Source organism: Telluria beijingensis (assembly GCF_030770395.1).
GTDB classification, from domain to species: domain Bacteria; phylum Pseudomonadota; class Gammaproteobacteria; order Burkholderiales; family Burkholderiaceae_D; genus Telluria; species Telluria beijingensis.
In genome coordinates, this window is record NZ_CP132480.1 from 5,543,671 (window position 1) to 5,564,901 (window position 21,231).

Genomic DNA, 21,231 nt, shown 5'->3' on the forward strand with positions numbered 1-21,231 from the left:
CCACGCGTCCAGCCAGGGCATGCGCGCCACATCGCGTGGCGTGTACGGCCAACTCATCCCTGTTTCGCGCGCCGCCAGTGCGCCAGGAAGCCCAGCACGCCCAACCCGCCCAGCATCAGCCCATAGGTCTCGGGCTCCGGCACCGGCGCCAGCGCCACCGCGCCGCCGAAGCTGGCGCCGTCGTCCGACACCAGTTCGCCGCTCACCTGCAGGTAGTAGTCGCCGGCCGCCAGGTTGTCGCTGGCGATGGTCCACAGGTCGAAGGCGCCGCTTTCCAGCGACTCGCCCTCGCTGATCAGGGCGTCGCCGGCGCCGTACAGGGCCAGGCCGGTGATGTCCAGGCCGACGTCGGCGCTGCGGCTGATCGAGGCCACCACGGCGTCCAGGTTGTGGCCGATCGTGCTGTCGATCGTGAGCGTGAAGCGGTCGGCGAAGGTGTTGCCCGCGTTGTCGGCGGCGAAGCTGTCGCCGAAATAGACGCTGAGGTCGACCAGGTCCAGGGCCTGCGGCGAGTTGCCGATGACGTCCTGCGCCATCGCGGCGGAAGAACCGAATCCAGCGCCCGCCAACACCATTGCAGCAATCAGGGATCGTTTCATGTCTGTCCTCGCTAAGAATCGGCCGCGTCCTGCAGCCACGGTTTCGAGAAGGGGAACTTCATGCTAACAAGAGCAAACAAAAGCATCCCCCAGCGCCATGTGGCTTATGGAACAGGCAATTCGTGCGGCTGGCTAACTGTTTTCTGGGGAGATAGCTATTGGAAGACGCCACATAGGAGATTGAGGCTATCCGGTGCCGATGAGCCGGGTGTGCTGGGCAGTTTGCTTGAAGCGTGTAAGGCGCGTCCTACGAAGACTGGCGGGGTATGCTTGCGCAGAGGCTGTTGACGTTTCCTGCTGATCGCTGAACGGTGCGAAAGGGATCAGTGACAATGACCTGGTTGCATTGCGCGCGTGGATCAGCGGTTGTGCGTGCAAGAAAGTGCAAGCACAAAAGAAAAATGGCTCAGAATTTCTTCTGAGCCATTCTCTTTGAAACTTTGGTGCGGCTGGCAGGAATCGAACCCACGACCCCTTGGTTCGTAGCCAAGTACTCTATCCAGCTGAGCTACAGCCGCCCGAGGCACGCATTATAGCAGCATGTGGCAGGTTGGCAAAGAGCGTATCGAGTCACTCGCCTGAATCCGATGCAATCCGTCATTTTCGATTAAACGTGCGATTTTTTTTATAGAAATGGGTGCCGCACAAAAAAAACGATTAGAAAATCATCGTGACGGAATCGGTGGAAGGTATGGCTGAGCGGATCACCACGCCTCGACACAGGCGGCATGGCCTATAGAAAAGTGATCTTGAAAAGAAAAATGGCCCAGAATTTCTTCTGAGCCATTCTCTTTGAAACTTTGGTGCGGCTGGCAGGAATCGAACCCACGACCCCTTGGTTCGTAGCCAAGTACTCTATCCAGCTGAGCTACAGCCGCCCGAGGCACGCATTATAGCAGCATGTGGCAGGTTGGCAAAGAGCGTATCGAGTCACTCGCCTGAATCCGATGCAATCCGTCATTTTCGATTAAACGTGCGATTTTTTTTATAGAAATGGGTGCCGCACAAAAAAAACGATTAGAAAATCATCGTGACGGAATCGGTGGAAGGTATGGCTGAGCGGATCACCACGCCTCGACACAGGCGGCATGGCCTATAGAAAAGTGATCTTGAAAAGAAAAATGGCCCAGAATTTCTTCTGAGCCATTCTCTTTGAAACTTTGGTGCGGCTGGCAGGAATCGAACCCACGACCCCTTGGTTCGTAGCCAAGTACTCTATCCAGCTGAGCTACAGCCGCCCGAGGCACGCATTATAGCGGCGCTTGTTCATCTTGGCAAAGGCTTATTGGAAAAAGGTGAAGTTAGCGGCAGACATGTTCTGGATCAGCGCGCAAGCACGCCCTCCAGCGCCTCGATGACAACCCGGTCATGGCGATTGCACAGCAGTTCGCGCAGTTGCGCTTGCGGCGCCAGGTGCACCGCCTGGCTTTCCCATCCCATCAGCGCAGGATTCCCGCCAACCCGGCGCGCCAGGTAGAAGCGGGTATAGGTCAGCGTGCGCGCGCAGTCGACCAGGTGCGCCAGGATCTCGACCCGCAGGCCGGATTCCTCGAAGGCTTCGCGGATCGCCGTCGCCTGCAGGTTGACGCCGGGATCGACCCGGCCCTTGGGGAAGGTGGATTCGTAGCCGCCGAAACGGTTCGATGGCGACACTGCCCACACGCGGCCGTCGTCCTCCACGATCACGACACCGGCGGCGGGCGACTTCGACGACGGCAGGTCGAAGGGCGGTTCGGCGATATCGGCCTGGCCCGGCACATCGGACCACTGTGCATTCGTGGCCGGCACGTCGATCCACGGCGCGAACGGCACGCCGTTCAGCGTCAAGGGCAGGGCGCCCAGCGGGATCACGGTCGCCACCCGGGCCGGATCGTGCCAGGATGCCGCATCGGTTGGAAGCGAGGGCGACGACAGCAGCACTGGCTCGCCGCGTTCGTTGGGTTGGGGGTGAAAGACGGCAGCGTCGGTCATGAGAGGATGGCGGCTTGAGTGAAATGGCAGGCCCAAAAGCAATAAGGGCACTTCTTGCGAAGTGCCCTTATCTGAAGAAGGTTGGTGCGGCTGGCAGGAATCGAACCCACGACCCCTTGGTTCGTAGCCAAGTACTCTATCCAGCTGAGCTACAGCCGCCCAATGCAGGCATTATAGCGGGAGGCGGGCGTCTTGGCAAAGGTTCATTGCCGATTCCGTGATTCTGGCTGCAGCACAGTCATGTCCAGGACTTTTCGACAGCGCCAAAGAAAAGGGCCAGATCTTGCGATCTGGCCCTTCGTATTTTCTGGTGCGGCTGGCAGGAATCGAACCCACGACCCCTTGGTTCGTAGCCAAGTACTCTATCCAGCTGAGCTACAGCCGCCCGAGGCACGCATTATAGCAGCGACATCGCATTTCCGGAAGACTCAAAATATTTCACGACGGCAAAGTCCTCTGGTAGATTTGGCAGAAGGATATTTAATTGGATCGTCATGCTGGTCTTTACCCTTGAAGCACATGCCAGGCTGCTGCGCTGCGCATTCCTGCTGCTGTGTATCTTGAGCATCCTCGCCACGAGCCTGCCCGCGAACGCGGCCCAGCGCAGCCTGCGCTTCGAACGCCTGTCGGTCGACGAGGGCCTGTCCCAGCATTCGGTCATCAACATCCTGCAGGATCGCCAGGGCTTCATCTGGTTCGGCACCCAAGGCGGTCTGCACCGCTTCGACGGCTACCGCATGACCGTCTACCGCAATAACACCGACGATCCGGGCAGCATCCCGGATAACTATGTATCCGCCTCGTACGAGGATGCCGAGGGCCGCCTGTGGTTCGGCACCAAGGGCGGCCTGGCGCGCCACGACCCGGCCACCGGTCGCTTCCAGCGCCGTGCGCTGATCGATGCGGGCCGCAGCGTGCTGCGCTCGGTGGAGGCCATCGTTCCCGGTCCGGATGGCGCGCTGTGGCTGGCGACGACCGACGGCGTGGTGCGCTTCGACCCCGCCACCGGCCAGCACCGGGCCTATGTGCACGACCTGGACGACCGCACCAGCCTGCGCGACGACCGGGTGCTTGCACTGGCCTTCGACAACAGCGGGGCGCTGTGGGTCGGCACTGCCACCGGCCTGGATCGCATGGATCCGCACACCGGCCGCTTCACCCATTTCGCGGTTGCGCCGCCGGCCGACACCCGGCGCAACACCGTATCTGCGCTGTCGATGGGGCCACGCAACACACTGTGGGTAGGCACCGCCGCCGGGCTCGAGGCCTGGCGCCTGGACGAGGAGCAGCCCATTCGCCAGCGCATGGGCGCGCTCGAGGGCATGGGCGACGCCCAGGTCAAGACCCTGTACCACGACGGCGGCGCCCAGCTATGGGTCGGCACCGATACCGATGGCCTGCGCTGGCGCGATCCGTCGAGCGGGCGCTTCATCAGTTACCGCAACTCGGCCCAGGACCCGCACAGCCTGTCCGACAACCAGGTGCGGGCGGTATTGGTCGACCGCACCGGCACCCTGTGGGTCGGCACCTATTTCGGCGGCATCAACCGCACCGACCTGGCCAGTGGCGGTTTCGCGCGCTATGGCGAGACCGAGGGCATCGGCCGCGCGCGCGTGCGGGCCATCGCCGAGGAGCGCGACGGCCGCCTGTGGGTCGGCACGGTCGGCGATGGCCTGATGCTGCTCGATCCTGCCACCCGCCGCGTTCAGCACATCGCCAGCGGCACGCTGCCGGGCGACGACGTGACGGTGCTGGCGAAGGCGCGCGGACGGCTGTGGATAGGCACGCCTACCGGCTTGAAGTACCGGGAGCCGGACGGGCGCATGGGCCGGGTGGCGCTGGGCACCGGGCCGAGCGCCAACAATGTGCAGGGCATCCACGCCGGCCGCGACGGCACCTTGTGGGTAGCCACTCGCGGGGGGCTGGCGGCGCTGGCGCCCGGCGCCGACATCGCGCGGGTCTGGCGCCACGATCCGCTCGACCCCGGCAGCCTGGGCGACAACATTGGCCGCACGGTGCTGGAAGACCGCCACGGCATCCTGTGGATCGGCACCGAGTCGGGCCTGGAGCGCTTCGATCCCGCCGCCGACACCTTCACCCGCTTTCGCAGCAACCCTGCCGATCCGGGCAGCCTGCGCCACGGTCGGGTCAATCACCTGCACGAGTCGCGCAGCGGCGAGCTGTGGATCGGCACCGCGGGCGGCCTGCACCGCCTGATGCGCGATGGCCGGCGCACCTGGTTCCGCTTCTATCCCTTCACCGACAACCAGGATGCGCCATCGATCGGCGCCATCCTGGAGGACGACGACGGCACCCTGTGGGTCAGCACAACCACCGGCATCACGCGGGTCGATCCGGTCAACGGCCAAACCAAGAGCTATACCTCCAGGGACGGCTTGATCGACGGATCCTACTTCGTCGGCGCGGGCCTGCGCGGCACCAACGGCCAGCTGCATTTCGGCGGCTTGAGCGGCATGACGTCGTTCCAGCCCGGCGCGGTGCGCGACAATCCGTTCCCGCCGGCGGTCGCGATCACCGACCTGCTGGTATTGAACAAGACCCGCGCCATCCCCGACCTGCCGACGCGGCGCGAGATCACGCTGTCGCACCGCGACACCGTGTTCACGCTGGAATTCGCGGCGCTGCACTATGCCGACCCGCAGGGCAACCGCTATGCCTACCGGCTCGAAGGCTTCGACCAGGGCTGGGTCGACACCGATGCCAGCCGCCGTTTCGCCACCTATACCAACCTCGATCCGGGGCAGTATGTGTTCCGGGTCCGGGCCAGCAACAAGGACGGGCTGTGGAGCCCGACCGCCGCCGCGCTGGCGATCACGATCACGCCGCCGTACTGGAAGACCTGGTGGTTCCGCAGCCTGGTCGCGGCGGCGGTGCTGGCGCTGTCCTACCTGGCCTATCGGCTGCGGGTGCGCGCGCTGGTCGAGCAGAAAGGCCTGCTGGCGCGCGAAGTCCATGCCCGCACCGCCGAACTGCTGCTGCAAAAAGAAGCGGCTGAACGCGACAAGCGCGAGGTCGAGCGCCAGAAGGAGTCGGTCGAGCGGGCCCACCGCAATATCGCGCTGCTGTCCGACATGGGACGGGTCCTGACCACCAACCTCGATAACGAGGCGATCATGCGCACCTTGTACCAGCACGTGGTGGCGCTGATGGATGCGCCGGTGTTCGCGGTCGCGCTGTGGCGGCCAGAGCAGGGCACGATCGAGCTGCCGTATGCGATGGTGGTCGGACGGCGCATGGCGCCGCGCGAGCTGCGCTTCGACCCCGCGCGCCACCTGCTGTCGTGCTGCGTGGCCGAGGGCCGGGAATTCCTGCTGGCCGACGTCGAGGCCGAGCTGCCGGGCTGCCTGGCGCAGCCGGTCAGTGCGCTCGACGCGGTGGCGGTGTCGAGCACGGCCGCCCAGGCGCCGCGTTCGCTGCTGTGCGTGCCGGTGACGGTGGGCGAGCGGGTGCTGGGCGCGGTAACGGTCCAGAGCCGCGAGGCGGGCGCCTATGGCCAGGTCCACCTCGACATGCTGGGCACGCTGGCGGCCTATGTCGGGGTCGCGATGGACAATGCCGAGGCCTACCAGCGGCTCAAGGAGACCCAGGCCCAGCTGGCGGCGCAGGACAAGCTGGCGTCGCTCGGCTCGCTGGTGGCGGGCGTGGCCCACGAACTGAACACCCCGATCGGCAACAGCCTGCTGATGGCCAGCACCCTGCAGGAGCGCACGAGCGCGGTGGCGGCGCGCTTCGCGCAGGCGACGCTCAAGCGCTCTGACCTGGAAGACTACATGGCCGCCTCGCGCGAAGCCTCGGAGCTGATCGTGCGCAGCCTGCACAATGCGGCCGAACTGGTGAGCAGCTTCCGCCAGGTCTCGGTCGACCAGGCCAGCGCCCAGCGCCGCCGCTTTGACCTGGCCCAGGCCTGCCACGAGATCGCGGCGACCCTCATGAACACGGTGCGCCTGGCCGAGCACCGCCTGGTGCTCGACGTGCCGGCCGGGATCGTGATGGACGGTTTCCCCGGCCCGCTGGGCCAGGTCCTGATCAACTTCGTCAACAACGCCATGCTGCACGCCTTCGCGGCGCCGGGCGGCACGATGACGATCGGCGCCGCGCTGCATGATGGGCGGGTGACGCTCAGCTTCCGCGACGACGGGCGCGGCATCGAGGCCGGCCACCTGGGCCGCATCTTCGATCCCTTCTTCACCACCCGCATGGGGCAGGGCGGGACCGGTCTCGGTTTGAACATCGTCTACAACATCGTCACCGGCCTGCTGGGCGGGACGATCCGGGTCGACAGCACGCCTGGCGCCGGCACGCTGTTCGTGCTCGACCTGCCGTTGCGGGCGCCGGATGCGCCGGCGCCGGCGGCAGGGGCGTGAATCACACCGTGCTGCGCGGCGTGCCCGCCCGCCAGGCCTCGATATTATCGATCAGCATATCGGCCAGGGTCTGCATCGCACCGGCGCTGGCCCAGGCCACGTGCGGGGTCAGGATAAAGTTCGGCAGCCGCAGGCCGAGCAACGGATTGCCGGACGAAGGCGGCTCCTTGCTTAGCACGTCGAAGCCGGCGCCGATGCGGCCCTCCATCAGTACGATGGCCAGCGCCGCCTCGTCGACCAGGCCGCCGCGCGCGGTATTGATCAGCAGCGCGCCCGGCTTCATCAGGCCCAGCTCGCGCGCGCCGATCAGGTTGCGGGTTTGCTCGTTGAGCGGCAGGTGCAGGCTGACGATGTCCGACGTCGCCAGCAGTTCGTCGAGCGCAAGCCCGGTCACGCCAGGCTCGTCGACCGGCGAGCGCGAAGTGACGGCGACCTCCATGCCGAAGGCGCGCGCGATGCCGGCGACTTTCTTGCCGAGCGCGCCGTAGCCGACGATGCCGAGCCGGCTGCCGGCCAGGTCGCCGATCGGGTGGTCGAGCAGGCAGAAGCGGCTGGAGGTTTCCCATTTGCCGGCCTCGACGTCGAGGGCATAGGCGCGCAGGTTGCGGCGCAGCGCCAGCATCAGCGTGAAGCAGTGCTCGGGCACCGAGACCAGCGAATAGTCGCGGATGTTCGAGACCACGATGCCGCGTTCGCGGCAGGCGTCCAGGTCGACGTTATCCAGGCCGGTGGCGGCGACAGCGACCAGCTTCAGGTCGGGCAGTTGGGCGATTGCCTCGGCGCGCAGCGCGACCTTGTTGGTGATCGCCACGGTGGCGCCGGCCAGGCGCTCCACGACCTCGTCCGGGCCGGTGCCTGCATGGTCCTGCCAGGCATGGGGAAAGCCGGGCACGCGGACGTTGGCTTGCAGGCTGTCGCGGTCGAGGAAGACGATACGGTCCATGATGTCCTTTCGGCAGGAAACAAAACGGTATTGTAGAGCAGGGGAGGCTGTCAGGCGGACAGGCACGGCAAAAGACAGGAAGTCCTGTCTTTTGCCTGGGAGCGGCGCGCGGGGCGCCGCGATATGGTGGGGCTCGAGCCGGCTTCTGTGAGGGCCCTGAGCGGGGATTACTGCGACTTGGCGACGCTGTCCGCCTTCGCTTCAGCCTGGTCGGCCTTGGCTTCGGCTTTCTTCTCGGACGCCTTCGCTTCTGCCTTGGCCACGTCGGCCTTCGCTTCGGCGGTGGCCTTCTCTACCTTTTCATCGGCCTTGGCGACTTCTTTTGCGTGCTTGGCGTCGGCCTGGGCGACGTCTTTGGCGACATGCGCGTCAGTGGTGGCGGCAGGCGTCTGGGCGAACACGGAAGTAGCGAACAGACCAGCGATCAGGGTAGCGGCGATTTTGCTCATGGTGTCATTCCTTTATAGTGGTTTGAAACTCGGTTGATCTCAGGTGGGGCTCCGTGGAGGTTTCCCGGTGTTACTGAGCAGATAACGGGGCCCGATACTGCCCAGTTGACGATAATTACATTCACTTACATTTATGACATCGGCCACGGTCAGCGTTCGCTGCCGTACAGTCCGGGGTCGATGGCGAGAATAGGCTGTGGACAATGCGTCTCCAGGAGCCATCGCCATGCCGGATTTACTCAAGACCTATAAAGCCAAGCGCAACTTCTCGATCACGTCCGAGCCGGCCGAGGGCGGCACGCCGGGCGTGGATGCGCTGACCTTCGTCATTCAGAAACACTGGGCCAGCCGACTCCACTACGATTTCCGGCTGGAGCTCGATGGCACCATGAAAAGCTGGGCAGTGCCGAAAGGCCCCAGCTACGACACGCACGACAAGCGCATGGCGGTGCATGTCGAAGACCACCCGATCTCGTATTCCGATTTCGAAGGCACGATTCCAGCGAAGCAATATGGCGCCGGTAAGGTGATCATCTGGGACAAGGGCACGTGGGAGCCGCTGGAAGACCCGCACAAGGGGTTTGCCAAGGGCAGCATCAAGTTCGAGATGCACGGCCACAAGATGCACGGGCGCTGGACGCTGGTGCGAATGAAAACGCGCGGCAACGAGAAGCAGGAAGCCTGGCTCTTGATCAAGGAAAAGGACGAGTATGCGCGCTCGTCCGAGGAATTCTCGCTGGTCGACGAGATGCCGGACAGTGTCAAGCAGTTGCCGATGCCGAAGCGGGTGGAGCGCAAGATCGAGGCCTTGCGCGAAGAGGAGCAGGAAGGGAAAAAAGCGCCGGCGCCGAAGAAGCGCGCGGCGGCGAAGAAGGCGGCGCCGAAGCCCGCGACCGGCAAGGTCGCGCTGCCCGAGAAATTCTCGCCCGAGCTGGCCACCCTGGTCGACGCCCCGCCGCCCGACCCCGAGAAATGGGTGTTCGAGGTCAAGTTCGACGGCTACCGCATGCTGGCGCGCATCGAGGGTGGCGAGGCGCGCCTGATCACGCGCAATGCCAACGACTGGACCGACAAGCTGCTGCCGCTCAAGCGCGAACTCGAGCGCATGAAGCTGCCGGACGGCTGGTACGACGGCGAGATCGTGGTCCACGACGAGCACGGCAAGCCCGATTTCGGCAAGCTGCAACTGGCCTTCGACGGCAAGCAGGCCGACGCCATCGAGTTCTTCCTGTTCGATGTGCCGTATTTCGACGGCCATGACTTGCGCGAATTGCCGCTGGTCGAGCGCCGCGGCCTGCTGGAGCAGCTCCTCGCGAAGAAGAAATCGAAGCGGGTCCGCTTCTCGGCCGAATTCGGAAGCAATCCGGACGAGCTGGTGGTCGCCGCCTGCAAGATCGGCCTGGAAGGCGTGATCGGCAAGCGCCGCGACTCTCGCTATGTGTCGCGCCGCTCGCCCGAGTGGATCAAGCTCAAGTGCGGGCTGCGCCAGGAATTCGTCATTGGCGGCTTCACCGACCCGAAGGGCTCGCGCACCGGCATCGGTGCGCTCCTGCTGGGCACCTATGACGAGGACGGCGTGCTGCGCTACGCCGGCAATGTCGGCTCGGGCTTCAACCATTCCTCGCTGGCATCGATCGCCCAACAGCTGGAAAAGCTGCGCAGCGACGACAGCCCGTTTCCGCCGCGCGCGGTGCCCGGCCGCAAGCACCATTGGGTCAAGCCGGTGCTGGTGGCCGAAGTCAGCTTTTCTGAATGGACCAGCGCCGGTGCGGTGCGCCACCCGGTATTCCAGGGCCTGCGCGACGACAAGCCCGCCAAGGGCGTCACCCGTGAAAAGGCCCAGCACATGACTGACGTGGCAGCGAAAGAAGAGGAACCGGTGGCGGCGCCGGGCAAGCTGCCGGCGACCATGAAGATCACCAATGGCGACCGCGTGATCGACAAGGAAAGCGGTGCCACCAAGCTCGACCTGATTCGCTACTACGCGCTGGTCGGCGAACTGATGATGGAGCACCTGAAGGGGCGCCCGGTGTCGCTGGTGCGCGCGCCGGAGGGCGTGGGCGGCGAGCTGTTCTTCCAGAAGCATGCCGACGTGCGCAAGATGCCGGGCCTGCGCCATCTGGATCAGGCGCTCGATCCCGAGCATCCTCCGATGCTGGAGGTGGCAGGCGTACAGGGCATCCTGTCGGCGGCGCAGTGGAACGTGGTCGAGATCCATACCCAGAATGCGCTCAAGGGCACGTATGACCGGCCGAACCGCATGGTGTTCGACCTCGACCCGGGTCAAGGCGTCGACTGGCCGGCGATGCAGGAGGCGGCCCAGTTGATGCACGCCTTCCTCGACGAGCTGGGCTTGCCGGCTTTTCTCAAGACCAGCGGCGGCAAGGGCTTGCACGTGGTGGTGCCGATCAAGGGCGGCCACGACTGGGACACGGTGAAGGGCTTCTCGCAGGCCATCGTGCACCATATGGCGGCCACCTTGCCTGACCGCTTCGCCTTCAAGAGCGGGCCGAAGAACCGCGTCGGCAAGATCTTCATCGACTACCTGCGCAACGGGCAGGGGGCGACCACGGTCGCTGCGTGGTCGGCGCGGGTGCGGCCGGGGCTCGGCATCTCGGTGCCGCTGCGCTGGGAAGAGCTGGCGGGGCTGAAGTCGAGTACCCAGTGGACCGTGGCGAATGTGCACACGCGGCTGGACGAGGGGAATGCGCCGTGGGAGGGGTATGCGAAGGCGGCGAAGACGCTGACGAAGGCGATGAAGGTGCTGGGGTTCCAGCCCTGAACCGCACCCGCATCACCACCGTCGCTCGCGCACCACCACCGTCGCTCGCGCACCACCACCGTCGCTCGCGCACCACCACCGTCGCTCGCGCACCACCACCGTCGCTCGCGCACCACCACCGTCGCTCGCGCACCACCACCGTCGCTCGCGCACCACCACCGTCGCTCGCGCACCACCACCGTCGCTCGCGCACCACCACCGTCGCTCGCGCACCACCACCGTCGCTCGCGCACCACCACCGTCGCTCGCGCACCACCACCGTCGCTCGCGCACCACCACCGTCGCTCGCGCACCACCACCGTCGCTCGCGCACCACCACCGTCGCTCGCGCACCACCACCGTCGCTCGCGCACCACCACCGTCGCTCGCGCACCACCACCGTCGCTCGCGCACCACCACCGTCGCTCGCGCACCACCACCGTCGCTCGCGCACCACCACCGTCGCTCGCGCACCACCACCGTCGCTCGCGCACCACCACCGTCGCTCGCGCACCACCACCGTCGCTCGCGCACCACCACCGTCGCTCGCGCACCACCACCGTCGCTCGCGCACCACCACCGTCGCTCGCGCACCACCACCGTCGCTCGCGCACCACCACCGTCGCTCGCGCACCACCACCGTCGCTCGCGCACCACCACCGTCGCTCGCGCACCACCACCGTCGCTCGCGCACCACCACCGTCGCTCGCGCACCACCACCGTCGCTCGCGCACCACCACCGTCGCTCGCGCACCACCACCGTCGCTCGCGCACCACCACCGTCGCTCGCGCACCACCACCGTCGCTCGCGCACCACCACCGTCGCTCGCGCACCACCACCGTCGCTCGCGCACCACCACCGTCGCTCGCGCACCACCACCGTCGCTCGCGCACCACCACCGTCGCTCGCGCACCACCACCGTCGCTCGCGCACTACCACCGTCGCTCGCGCACTACCACCGTCGCTCGCGCACCACCACCGTCGCTCGCGCGAAGGCGGGAGCCCAAGTTAGCTCACCGCCAGCTCCGTTCCGCGTAGGCGGCCACTCCAGGGACTTGGTCTCCCGCCTTCGCGGGAGCGACGGTAAAGCATCTGCTGGCGTCTAGTCGACGTTACGCCCCAGTGGCTTGAGCGAGGCCCGCACGCCACGCCCGTAGGCAGGATCGGCCCGGTCGAAATGCCCCAACTGGCGCTGCAGGATGTCCTCGTCCACCTGGCTCAGTGGCCCGGCCAGGTTGTCGCACAGGTCCTGGCGTTCCTGCGGCGTCATCAGGCGGAACAGGTCGCCGGCCTGGGTGTAGTCGTCTTCCTGGCCGCGGAAGTCGAAGCGGCCGGCATTGCCGTCCAGTGCGAGTTCACGCTCGCCATGACCCATGCCGGTGGCCCCGGCGCCCACGCTGTCCAGGCGCTGGTAGTTGCGCGCCGCGCCGCCGCTGGCGATCGCCATCGCGCCGTCGCGCTGGTGGTTGTGGAAGGGGCAGCGCGGCGCGTTCACCGGCAGGTGCTGGTGGTTGGTGCCGACCCGGTACAGCTGGGCGTCGTGGTAGCCGAACAGGCGCCCCTGCAGCATCTTGTCGGGCGAGTAGCCCAGGCCCGGCACCACGTTCGCCGGCGAGAATGCGGCCTGCTCGACTTCGGCGTGGTAGTTCTCGGGATTGCGGTTCAGTTCCAGCACGCCCACCGGCTGCAGCGGGAAGTCGCCATGCGGCCAGACCTTGGTCAGGTCGAACGGGTTCCAGCCGGTGCGGGCGCTCCAGGCGTCCAGTTCCGCGGCGCTGGCCACCTGTACCTTGACGTCCCACTGCGGGAAGTCCTGCGTGGCGATCGCATTGAACAGGTCGCGCTGGGCGTAGTCGGGATCAAGGCCGGCGATGCGGGTGGCATCCGCCGCGCTCAGGTTCCTGATGCCCTGGCGGGTCTTGAAGTGCCATTTCACGTACACGCGCTGGCCCTGCTCATCGATCAGGCTATAGGCGTGGCTTCCGAAACCGTCCATGTGGCGGTAGCCGTCCGGCGTGCCCCGGTTCGAGAACAGGATCGTCACCTGGTGCAGGCTTTCCGGCGCATGGCTCCAGAAGTCGAACATCATGTTCGCCGACTTGAGGTTGGTCTGCGGATCGCGCTTCTGGGTATGGATGAAGTCAGGGAAGTTGATCGGGTCCTTGATGAAGAAGATCGGGGTGTTGTTGCCGACCAGGTCCCAGTTGCCTTCCTCGGTATAGAAGCGCAGGGCGAAGCCGCGCGGATCGCGCTCGGTGTCGGCGCTGCCCTTCTCGCCGCCGACGGTCGAGAAGCGCAGGAACACCGGGGTCTGCTTGCCGATGTGGGAAAACAGTTTTGCTGTCGTCAGGCCGCTGATGTCGTGGGTGACGGTGAAGCTGCCGTAGGCGCCCGAGCCCTTGGCGTGCACGACGCGCTCGGGGATGCGCTCGCGGTTGAAGTGCTGGAGCTTTTCGATCAGGTGGAAATCCTGCAGCAGCAGTGGACCGCGCGGGCCGGCGCTCAGCGAGTTCTGGTTGTCGGCGACCGGGATGCCGGAGGCGGTGGTCAGGCGGGGTTGGCTCATCGTGGACTCCTCATTGCGTTGTCATCAATGAAGCAGATTCTACGGAGCAATCCTCACAAGGAAAAGCTAATTGATTTAATTATTATGATAGGTTTTTACAATACTTCGATGCAATAAGATGCCGGGGGGGGGGCGCCACCCCCGGCATTCAATGACCATTCTTGAAGATACCCCGGATGTTCATTGCCATCAGCGCCACCTGCAGCGTGATCAGCGCCCAGGCCTCGTCATGCCAGCCCCACACGATCCACATCAGATTACTGAGGATGAACATCCAGAACCCGAACACCCGGCGTTCGGCGCGCTTGGAGCCGATCAGGAAGGCAGCGTACAGGCTGACTACCATGGCCGGCCACTGGAGCAGATCGATCAGTCCATCCATCCTCACGCCGCCTTCTTGCGTGCGGGCGCCTTGGCGGTCGCCTTGGCCGGCGCCTTCCTGGCGGCTGCCTTCTTCGCGGCTGGTTTGGCGGCAACCTTGCTGGCCGTTGTGCGCGTGGACTTGGCGACGGTAGCGCCGGATCGGCTGCCGGACTTCGCGGGCGCCTTGCGTGCGCGCGGTGCGGCGTCCTCGTCGTCGTCCTCGTCGTCCGCAGGCTTGCGCGACTTGCGTGGCGGCGGATCGTCGTCATCGTCATCGTCGTCTTCCAGCGCCGCCAGCGCGGCCTTGGCCGGCTTCTTGCCCAGGCTGGCCTGGAGCAGGGCGACCAGGTCGATGACTTTCCCGCTCGTGCGCTTTTCTTTCTCGGGCTCGGGCTGGGTGATGGTCTTGGTCTGCTTGGCCTTGATCTTTTTCTTGACCAGGGCCAGCACGTCTTCGCGGTAGGTGTCGTGGTACTGCTCCGGTTTCCAGTCCTCGCTCATGCCCTCGACCAGCGCCATCGCCATCTTGAGTTCCTTGACGGTGACGGCGGCGCTCTTCGAACTCGGCGACGGAATCTTGAGTTCGCCCGCGTCGCGCATCTCGTCCGGGTAGCGAAGGGTATTGAGCACGATGGTATCGCCGACGCAGACCAGCGCCGCCAGGTGCTGCTTGACGCGGATGACGACGCGCGCGATGCCGATCTTGCCTGCCTCGCGCAGGGTCTCGCGCAGCAGCGCATAGACCTTGGCGCCGCCCTTGCCGGGGGCGAGGTAGTAGGGCTGGTCATAGTAGATCAGCGGCACGTCCTCGGCATTCACGAAGGCCTGGATGTCGATGGTTTGTGTCGCTTCGACGTTGGCGCGGCGCAGGTCTTCGTCGGACAGCACGACGTATTCGCCGTCCTCATACTCGTAGCCCTTGACGATGTCGTCCCACGACACTTCCTTGCCATTGCCCTTGTTGTAGCGCTTGAAGCCGACCGGCGAAAAGTCGCGCCGGTCGAGCATGGTCAGGTCCAGCCCCTTGCTCTCGACCGCGGTGTACATATCGACCGGAATGTGGACCAGCCCGAAACTGATCGCCCCTTTCCACATGCTGCGCATGGCCATTCTCCTTTCGCCTGTCAGCCGACCGAGCCGGTAATCGGCAGCACGATGCCGGTGATGTAGCCCGAGCACACGGGCGAGGCCAGGAACACATAGGCCGGCGACAGTTCCTCGGGCTGGGCCGGGCGCTTGAAGTCGGTCTGGGCGCCGAATTCCTTCAGCTGTTCGGGGGGCTGGTCGGCCGGGTTCAGCGGCGTCCAGACCGGGCCCGGCGCCACCGCGTTGACGCGGATGCCCTGGTCGATCAGGCTGGAGGCGAGCGACATCGTGAAGGCGTGGATCGCGCCCTTGGTCGAGGAATAGTCGAGCAGCTTCTTCGATCCGCGCAGGCCGGTGACCGAGCCGGTATTGATGATCGAGGCGCCCTGCTTCAGATGGGGCAGGGCCGCGCGCGCCATGTGGAAGTAACCGTAGATATTGGTACGGAAGGTCTCGTCCAGGCGCTCCTCGGTGATGTCGAGCAGCGATTCGGCGTGTTCCTGGAAGGCGGCGTTATTGACCAGCACGTCGAGGCGACCGAATTCGGCGACCACCTTGTCGACCGCCTCCTTGCAGAAGGCGGCGTCCTTGACGTCGCCCGGAATGGTCACGCAGCGCCGGCCCTCGGCCTCGACGCAGCGCCTGGTCTCGGCCGCATCCTCGTGTTCGTTCAGGTACATCACGGCCACGTCGGCGCCTTCGCGCGCGAACAGCACCGCGACCGCGCGCCCGATGCCGGAATCGGCGCCGGTCACGATGGCGCTCATGCCTTCGAGCTTGCCGCTGCCCTTGTAGCCTTCGGCCAGGAACCGGGGCTGGAGCTCCATCTCGGCCTCGATGCCCGGCTTGGCCAGGTGCTGCTCGGGCATCGGCGTTTCGGGCTGGTCGACGCCGGTCTGCACCGCGTCGTCCTTGTCGTCATCCTTGCCGCTTTCCTTGTTGCTGGCGTCGAGCTGGTCCTGGCGCCTCTGGATGGCCTTCTGCTTGTTCGCCACGTCGTCCGGCTGTCCCATCGTGCTTCTCCCATGAATGTGCGTTCGATCTGGAGAGTATTGGGCGCACGGCATGGCGCGACGGTGCGGTTCCACACACAGCGCCAAGCTTATGGCACACTCGCGAGGCAAACAGGGCCAATTGCTTATGCCCGGAAACGTTTTGGAGAATGAGAATGGCAGAAGAGGGTGAGCGCGCGGACGAAGGGATCGTCGAGGCCAGCTGCCTGTTCGTGAATCCGGTCGGCCAGCGCCGCGCCGATTTCCAGTCCGCCTGCGCCGGCGTGTTCTCGCAGCTGCGAGTGGCGTCCGGCGCCGACCAGGCGCGCGGCCTGCTTGCGCGCGAGTCGGCCGACCTGCTGGTGCTCGACCTCGAACGCTGCGAACCCGGCATCGACCTGGCGGCCCTGGGCGCCCTGGTGGCCGAGCGACAGGGCGCGCCGATCCTGGTGCTGTGCCCCTTCACCAATGCGCGCTGGCTGCCGGCCCTGATGGCCTTCGGCCCGATCGACTACGCCATCGGCCCGCTGCGCGCGCAGCAGACCCGCGCGCTGCTCGATGCCCGCCTGCGCGCCGGCTTCGCGCCCCCGCGCGCACCGAACCCGGTCGAGGACGAATTGCAAATGCTGCTGGCGCTGCGCGGCGCCACCCAGCAGGCGCTGGAAGACGCCGACGACAGCGTGCGTTTCGGCGAACGCCTGTGCGCGGCGCTTGCCGGCTGGCCGGGCCTGGTGCATGCGGCCCTGTTCCAGCACCGCGACGGCGACCTGCACCTGGAAGCCGAACAGGGCGTGACCGGCCTGCACCTGATGGCGCTGCTCAAGGACGAGGGCCGGCTGCTGCAGTCGCCGCTGCGCCATGCCTTCCCCGGCCTGCTGGCGGCGGCCAGCGGCGAATTCACCCTGCTCGACGCGCCCGAGAAGGCGGGCGAACCGGGACTGGCGGCCAGCCTGGAGCGCTATGGCGCGCAGATGGTGGTGGGCCTGCCGATCCCGGCCCAGGGCCCGGGCGGCCCGCGCGGCTCGCTGTGCCTGATGTTCGACCATGCGCGCGCGTTTTCGCGCGCCCAGTTGCAGGCCTTCGAGGAGCTGGCCCAGCTGGCGGCCCACGGCCTGCGCATGGCCGAGGTGACGCGCGAGAACGAGGCGCTGCTGGCGCGCGTGACCCACCTGGCGACCACCGACGCCCTGACCGAGGTCGCCAACCGCCGCCATGGCGAGCACTTGCTGGAACAGGAGATCAAGCGCGCGCGCCGCTACCGCCTGCCGCTGGCGCTGGTGGCCTTCGACATCGACCGCTTCGCTCAGGTCAACGACAACTTCGGCCATCCGGTGGGCGACCTGGTGCTGCGCACCGTGGCCGCGACCGCGCGCGCGCTGCTGCGCTCGAGCGACGTGCTGGTGCGCTCCGGCGGCGAGGAATTCCAGGTGATCGCGCCGCACACCAGCGCCATCGACGGCCTCAAGCTGGCCGAAAAGCTGCGCGCGGCGATCGAGCAGGTCGAGATTCCCGGCTGCGACCACGTCACCATCAGCCTGGGCGTGGCCCAACTGGGCGAGGGAGAGAGCGGCGACTCGCTGGCGGTGCGGGTCAATGCCGCGCTGGCGCGCGCCAAGCGGGCCGGGCGCAACTGCGTCGAACTGGCGATGTCCTGAGCGCACGCTGTCGCTAGTTCATTAACCGAATATGCTTATTCGGTAATTATGCTACGCTAACGGCCTTTCAAATAGGCAAGTCTTCCCAGGGTGATCATGCTTCAGTGGCTGCGCGAATACCGGCGCGCCGCGCTGCCGGGCGATATCAGCGCCGGCATCGTGGTGGCGATGATGATGATCCCGCAAGGCATGGCGTATGCGCTGGTGGCCGGACTGCCGCCGGTGGTCGGGATCTACGCCAGCATCGTCCCGCCGCTGCTGTATGCGCTGTTCGGCACCAGCAGCACGCAGTCGGTGGGGCCGATGGCCATCGTCTCGCTGATGACCGCTTCGGCGCTGGCGCCGCTGGCGACGCCGGGCACCGGCCTGTACGGCGTGCTGGCGGGCCAGCTGGCGCTGATGTCGGGCCTGGTGCTGCTGGCCTGCGGCCTGCTGCGCATCGGCTTCCTGGCCAATTTCTTCTCGCGGCCGGTGATGAGCGGTTTCACCATCGGCTCGGCGATCGTGATCGCCTGGGGCCAACTGGGCACCCTGGTCGGCACCCCGATCGCCCTGGACGCTGCGCCGCATTGGCCGAGCATCGGCCTGGGGCTTGGTTCGCTCGTGCTGCTGCTGGCCGCGCGCAACTGGCTGACGCCGCTGCTGCGCTGGTGCCGCCTGAAGCCTGTCGTGGCCGATATTGGCGCCAAGCTGGCGCCGATGGCCGTGGTGCTGGGCGCCACCGCCCTGGTGCCGCTGCTGGACCTGGAACGGTTGGGCGTGGCCACCACCGGCGCGGTGCCGGCCGGGCTGCCGGGACTGAACCTCGCCACTTCCGGCGCCCATTGGCAGGCGCTGCTGCAGCCGGCGCTCCTGATCGGCTTCATGGTGTTCTTGATCAGCATGTCGGGCGCGCAGGCGCTGGCATTGAAACGCGGCGGAGAGAAGCTGGCCAGCAACCGCGAGCTGGTGGGGCTGGGCGCGGCCAACGTCGGCAGCGCGCTCAGTGGCGGCTTCCCGGTCACCGGCAGCATCTCGCGCTCGGCGGTGAATTTCGCCGCCGGCGCCAATACCCAGCTGGCCAGCATGATCACGGCCTGCCTGCTGGCGCTGGCGCTGGTGGCGCCCACCGGCTGGCTGGCGCTGCTGCCCTTGCCGACCCTGGCCGCCACCATCATCGTGGCGGTGCTGGGCATGCTCGACTGGAGCACCCTGCGCACCGCCTGGCGCTACGACCGCGCCGACGCGCTGGCCCTGCTGGCCACCGCCGGCGGGGTGCTGGTGCTGGGCGTGGAGGCCGGCGTGGTGGTGGGCGTGGCGCTGTCGATGGGGGCGCTGATCTGGCGCGCCAGCCGGCCGCATATCGCGGTGCTGGGCCGCATCCATGGCACCGAACACTTCCGCAACGTCGACCGCTACTCGGCCGAGACCACGCCCGGCCTGCTGATGCTGAGGGTCGACGCCGGCCTGTTCTTCGGGAACGTGGAAGCGGTGAACGAGCGCATCGACGAAGAACTCGCGCTGCACGCCGGCACCGTGCACCTCGTGCTGGTGCTGTCCGCGGTGAATGCGATCGATACCTCGGCCCTGTTCGGCATGCAGGAGCTGAACGGGTCGCTGCGCCAGCGCGGCGTCACGCTGCACCTGGCGGAAGTGAAAGGGCCGGTGATGGACCGGCTCAGGGACAGCGAGCTGCTGGGCCAGTTGAGCGGGCAGGTGTTCCTGAGCGCGGCGAATGCCTGGGACCGGCTGGCGGGATCGACTGCGGCGGGCCGGCCGGCGCCGGGCGCCTGAGTTCAGGCGCGCTTGCGCTGGGGTCAGGCTCGCTTGCGCTCGGCCTCGTCGCGCGGGGCGAGCTGGATCGGCGCCGCGTTCTGGGGATAGAGGGCGGTCACGCCCTCGTAGACGGCGCGGATCGCGTCCATGTCGCGCTCGACGTCGCCCGACAGCTCGAGCGTGTCGACCACGCGCAGCTCCTTCTTTTTATAGTCGAAGCTGACCAGCAGTAGCGGCACGCCGGCGCTGCGCGCCAGGTGATAGAAGCCGCTCTTCCAGTGCGGACGGTAGCCGCGCGTGCCTTCCGGCGTGATGCCGACCCAGCACCAGTCTTCCTTCAGCATCTGCTGGGCCAGCTGGCGCGTGGCGCCCATCGGCGCGCGGCGGTCGACCGCGATCCCGCCCCAGTAACGCATCAGGCGGCCCATGGTGCCGCGGAACAGCGAATCCTTGGCCAGCCAGCGAAACGGCGTGTCCAGCGCCCACTTGGCGACCAGCCCGATCGGGAAGTCCCAGTTCGAGGTATGCGGGTAGACCACGGCGATGCCGTGTGGGCCGGGCAGCGGCTTGAAGTACACCTTCCAGCCGAACAGCTGCAGCACGCGCAGCGCGGTGCGCTGGCGCAGGGTGGGCAGGTCTTCGGTGCGCTGCAGGTAATCGCTCATCGGGTCTCCGGTGCGGCGTAATGACGTGTTGTCATGGGAATTCTCATTACGCACTAGAAATCAAGCGTGGGATTCTAGCGGCTGCGGGGAGGGGGGACAAGCAAAAATACTGGTGCCTGGTATGCGCTGTGGTTATCATGCCGCTGTTGAAACGACAAGCCGATGACAAGCCAATACCACTGTTATGACGATGAATATCACGATTTACCACAATCCGCGCTGCGGAACGTCGCGCAATACCCTGGCCGCCATCCGCGACGCCGGCCATGAGCCGGAAGTGATCGACTACCTGGCCAACCCGCCGTCGCGCGAACGGCTGGCGGGCATGATCGCCGACGCCGGCCTGCAGCCGCGCGACGCCGTGCGCCGCAAGGAAGCCCTGTTTGCCGAACTGGGCCTGGACCGGCCGGGAGTGACCGACGCGGCCCTGCTCGAAGCGATGGTGGCGCATCCGATCCTGATCGAGCGGCCGTTCGTGGTCACGCCGAAGGGCGTGCGCCTGTGCCGGCCGTTTGAAAGGGTGCGCGAGATCCTCTGACTTACCTGATGCTGTAGTCCACGGACACGATGCCGGACGTATTCGGCAGCGCGGCAGCCTGGCCAGCTGCATCGGTCATGCTCGTCGAGGTGAGTGCGATCGATACCGTGGCCTGCAACCCCGTCGCCGCGTTGACGTTCATGGGGGCGATTGTCACGCGCGCCGGTACGCCGGACACAGCCGCTGCGAGCGAAGTCGAATTCGACCGCGCTGCGACTGGCAGCATGCCGGCATGGTCGGCCTTCAAGCCGGGAGAAAGATCGCCGGCAGTGGTGGCGAGCAGCGTGTCGGCGGTCACAGGCAAGTCGAAGCCCTGATGGGCGGGGCGCGGTCCTGCGCTGGCTTTGCCGAGGTCGATGGGATCGTCGGATGCGGAAGCGAAGCCGGACGCGGCAGAAAGACCGGTAGCCAGCAATAGGATCAAACCGAATCCGCAGGTAAGTAAGCGCATGATCTTTTCTCTTCGTCACGACGCGCAAGCGTCGTCGCTGTCATCGACCAG

General features: G+C 66.4%; 15 protein-coding genes and 5 tRNA genes. 5 read left to right on the forward strand and 15 right to left on the reverse strand.

The features are described from left to right. Positions 1-53: 53 nt before the first annotated feature. The 7 genes from Q9246_RS24405 to Q9246_RS24435 all read right to left on the reverse strand — a co-directional run bounded on the left by Q9246_RS24405 (position 54) and on the right by Q9246_RS24435 (position 2,955). Positions 54-599: an FxDxF family PEP-CTERM protein gene (locus Q9246_RS24405; RefSeq protein WP_306393815.1), complete on the reverse strand. Its 546-nt coding sequence runs from the start codon at positions 597-599 to the stop codon at positions 54-56. Positions 600-1,040: 441 nt separating this feature from the next. Further along, a tRNA-Arg gene (locus Q9246_RS24410) sits at positions 1,041-1,117 on the reverse strand. 283 nt (positions 1,118-1,400) lie between these two features. Further along, positions 1,401-1,477: transfer RNA gene (locus Q9246_RS24415), tRNA-Arg, on the reverse strand. 283 nt (positions 1,478-1,760) lie between these two features. Next, positions 1,761-1,837 (reverse strand) — tRNA-Arg (locus Q9246_RS24420). Between the two features lie 85 nt (positions 1,838-1,922). Beyond that, positions 1,923-2,570 carry an NUDIX hydrolase gene (locus tag Q9246_RS24425; protein WP_306393817.1) on the reverse strand — a complete coding sequence of 216 codons (648 nt, stop codon included), beginning with the start codon at positions 2,568-2,570 and terminating at the stop codon, positions 1,923-1,925. Between the two features lie 82 nt (positions 2,571-2,652). Then, positions 2,653-2,729 (reverse strand) — tRNA-Arg (locus Q9246_RS24430). Positions 2,730-2,878: 149 nt separating this feature from the next. Beyond that, positions 2,879-2,955, reverse strand: a tRNA-Arg gene (locus Q9246_RS24435). A 109-nt stretch (positions 2,956-3,064) separates the two neighbouring features. Between Q9246_RS24435 and Q9246_RS24440 the strand changes: the two genes are divergently transcribed. Further along, positions 3,065-6,955 (forward strand): sensor histidine kinase, encoded by a 3,891-nt coding sequence (locus Q9246_RS24440; protein WP_306393818.1) that lies wholly within the window; start codon positions 3,065-3,067, stop codon positions 6,953-6,955. A 1-nt stretch (position 6,956) separates the two neighbouring features. Here Q9246_RS24440 and Q9246_RS24445 read toward each other — a convergent pair whose 3' ends face one another. Continuing rightward, positions 6,957-7,898 (reverse strand): D-2-hydroxyacid dehydrogenase, encoded by a 942-nt coding sequence (locus Q9246_RS24445; RefSeq protein WP_306393820.1) that lies wholly within the window; start codon positions 7,896-7,898, stop codon positions 6,957-6,959. 167 nt (positions 7,899-8,065) lie between these two features. Next, the gene (locus Q9246_RS24450) at positions 8,066-8,347 is read right to left on the reverse strand and encodes a hypothetical protein (protein WP_306393821.1); all 282 of its coding nucleotides are present in this window, start codon (positions 8,345-8,347) and stop codon (positions 8,066-8,068) included. Positions 8,348-8,573: 226 nt separating this feature from the next. On the opposite strand from Q9246_RS24450, the gene ligD reads away from it, so the two are divergent. Further along, positions 8,574-11,129: a DNA ligase D gene (ligD, locus tag Q9246_RS24455; RefSeq protein WP_306393823.1), complete on the forward strand. Its 2,556-nt coding sequence runs from the start codon at positions 8,574-8,576 to the stop codon at positions 11,127-11,129. Between the two features lie 1,082 nt (positions 11,130-12,211). Here ligD and Q9246_RS24460 read toward each other — a convergent pair. The 4 genes from Q9246_RS24460 to Q9246_RS24475 all read right to left on the reverse strand — a co-directional run bounded on the left by Q9246_RS24460 (position 12,212) and on the right by Q9246_RS24475 (position 16,137). Further along, positions 12,212-13,675, reverse strand: coding sequence for a catalase (locus Q9246_RS24460; RefSeq protein WP_306393824.1), 1,464 nt, complete (start codon positions 13,673-13,675; stop codon positions 12,212-12,214). 148 nt (positions 13,676-13,823) lie between these two features. After that, on the reverse strand, positions 13,824-14,057 hold the full coding sequence (locus Q9246_RS24465; RefSeq protein WP_306393825.1) for a hypothetical protein: 234 nt from the start codon (positions 14,055-14,057) through the stop codon (positions 13,824-13,826). Between the two features lie 2 nt (positions 14,058-14,059). Continuing rightward, positions 14,060-15,142 carry a non-homologous end joining protein Ku gene (gene ku / locus Q9246_RS24470; protein WP_306393827.1) on the reverse strand — a complete coding sequence of 361 codons (1,083 nt, stop codon included), beginning with the start codon at positions 15,140-15,142 and terminating at the stop codon, positions 14,060-14,062. Between the two features lie 20 nt (positions 15,143-15,162). After that, complete coding sequence (locus Q9246_RS24475) at positions 15,163-16,137, reverse strand: SDR family oxidoreductase (RefSeq protein ID WP_306393828.1); 975 nt, start codon at positions 16,135-16,137, stop codon at positions 15,163-15,165. Between the two features lie 155 nt (positions 16,138-16,292). Between Q9246_RS24475 and Q9246_RS24480 the strand changes: the two genes are divergently transcribed. After that, positions 16,293-17,771 (forward strand): GGDEF domain-containing protein, encoded by a 1,479-nt coding sequence (locus Q9246_RS24480; RefSeq protein ID WP_306393830.1) that lies wholly within the window; start codon positions 16,293-16,295, stop codon positions 17,769-17,771. 96 nt (positions 17,772-17,867) lie between these two features. Then, positions 17,868-19,544 (forward strand): SulP family inorganic anion transporter, encoded by a 1,677-nt coding sequence (locus Q9246_RS24485; RefSeq protein ID WP_306393833.1) that lies wholly within the window; start codon positions 17,868-17,870, stop codon positions 19,542-19,544. 23 nt (positions 19,545-19,567) lie between these two features. Here Q9246_RS24485 and Q9246_RS24490 read toward each other — a convergent pair whose 3' ends face one another. After that, positions 19,568-20,191 carry a 1-acyl-sn-glycerol-3-phosphate acyltransferase gene (locus Q9246_RS24490; protein ID WP_306393835.1) on the reverse strand — a complete coding sequence of 208 codons (624 nt, stop codon included), beginning with the start codon at positions 20,189-20,191 and terminating at the stop codon, positions 19,568-19,570. Between the two features lie 190 nt (positions 20,192-20,381). Here Q9246_RS24490 and arsC point away from each other — a divergent pair, with 190 nt between their 5' ends. After that, positions 20,382-20,729 (forward strand): arsenate reductase (glutaredoxin), encoded by a 348-nt coding sequence (gene arsC / locus Q9246_RS24495; protein ID WP_306393836.1) that lies wholly within the window; start codon positions 20,382-20,384, stop codon positions 20,727-20,729. A 1-nt stretch (position 20,730) separates the two neighbouring features. On the opposite strand, the gene Q9246_RS24500 is transcribed toward arsC, so the two are convergent. After that, complete coding sequence (locus Q9246_RS24500; protein WP_306393837.1) at positions 20,731-21,180, reverse strand: hypothetical protein; 450 nt, start codon at positions 21,178-21,180, stop codon at positions 20,731-20,733. Positions 21,181-21,231: the final 51 nt, after the last annotated feature.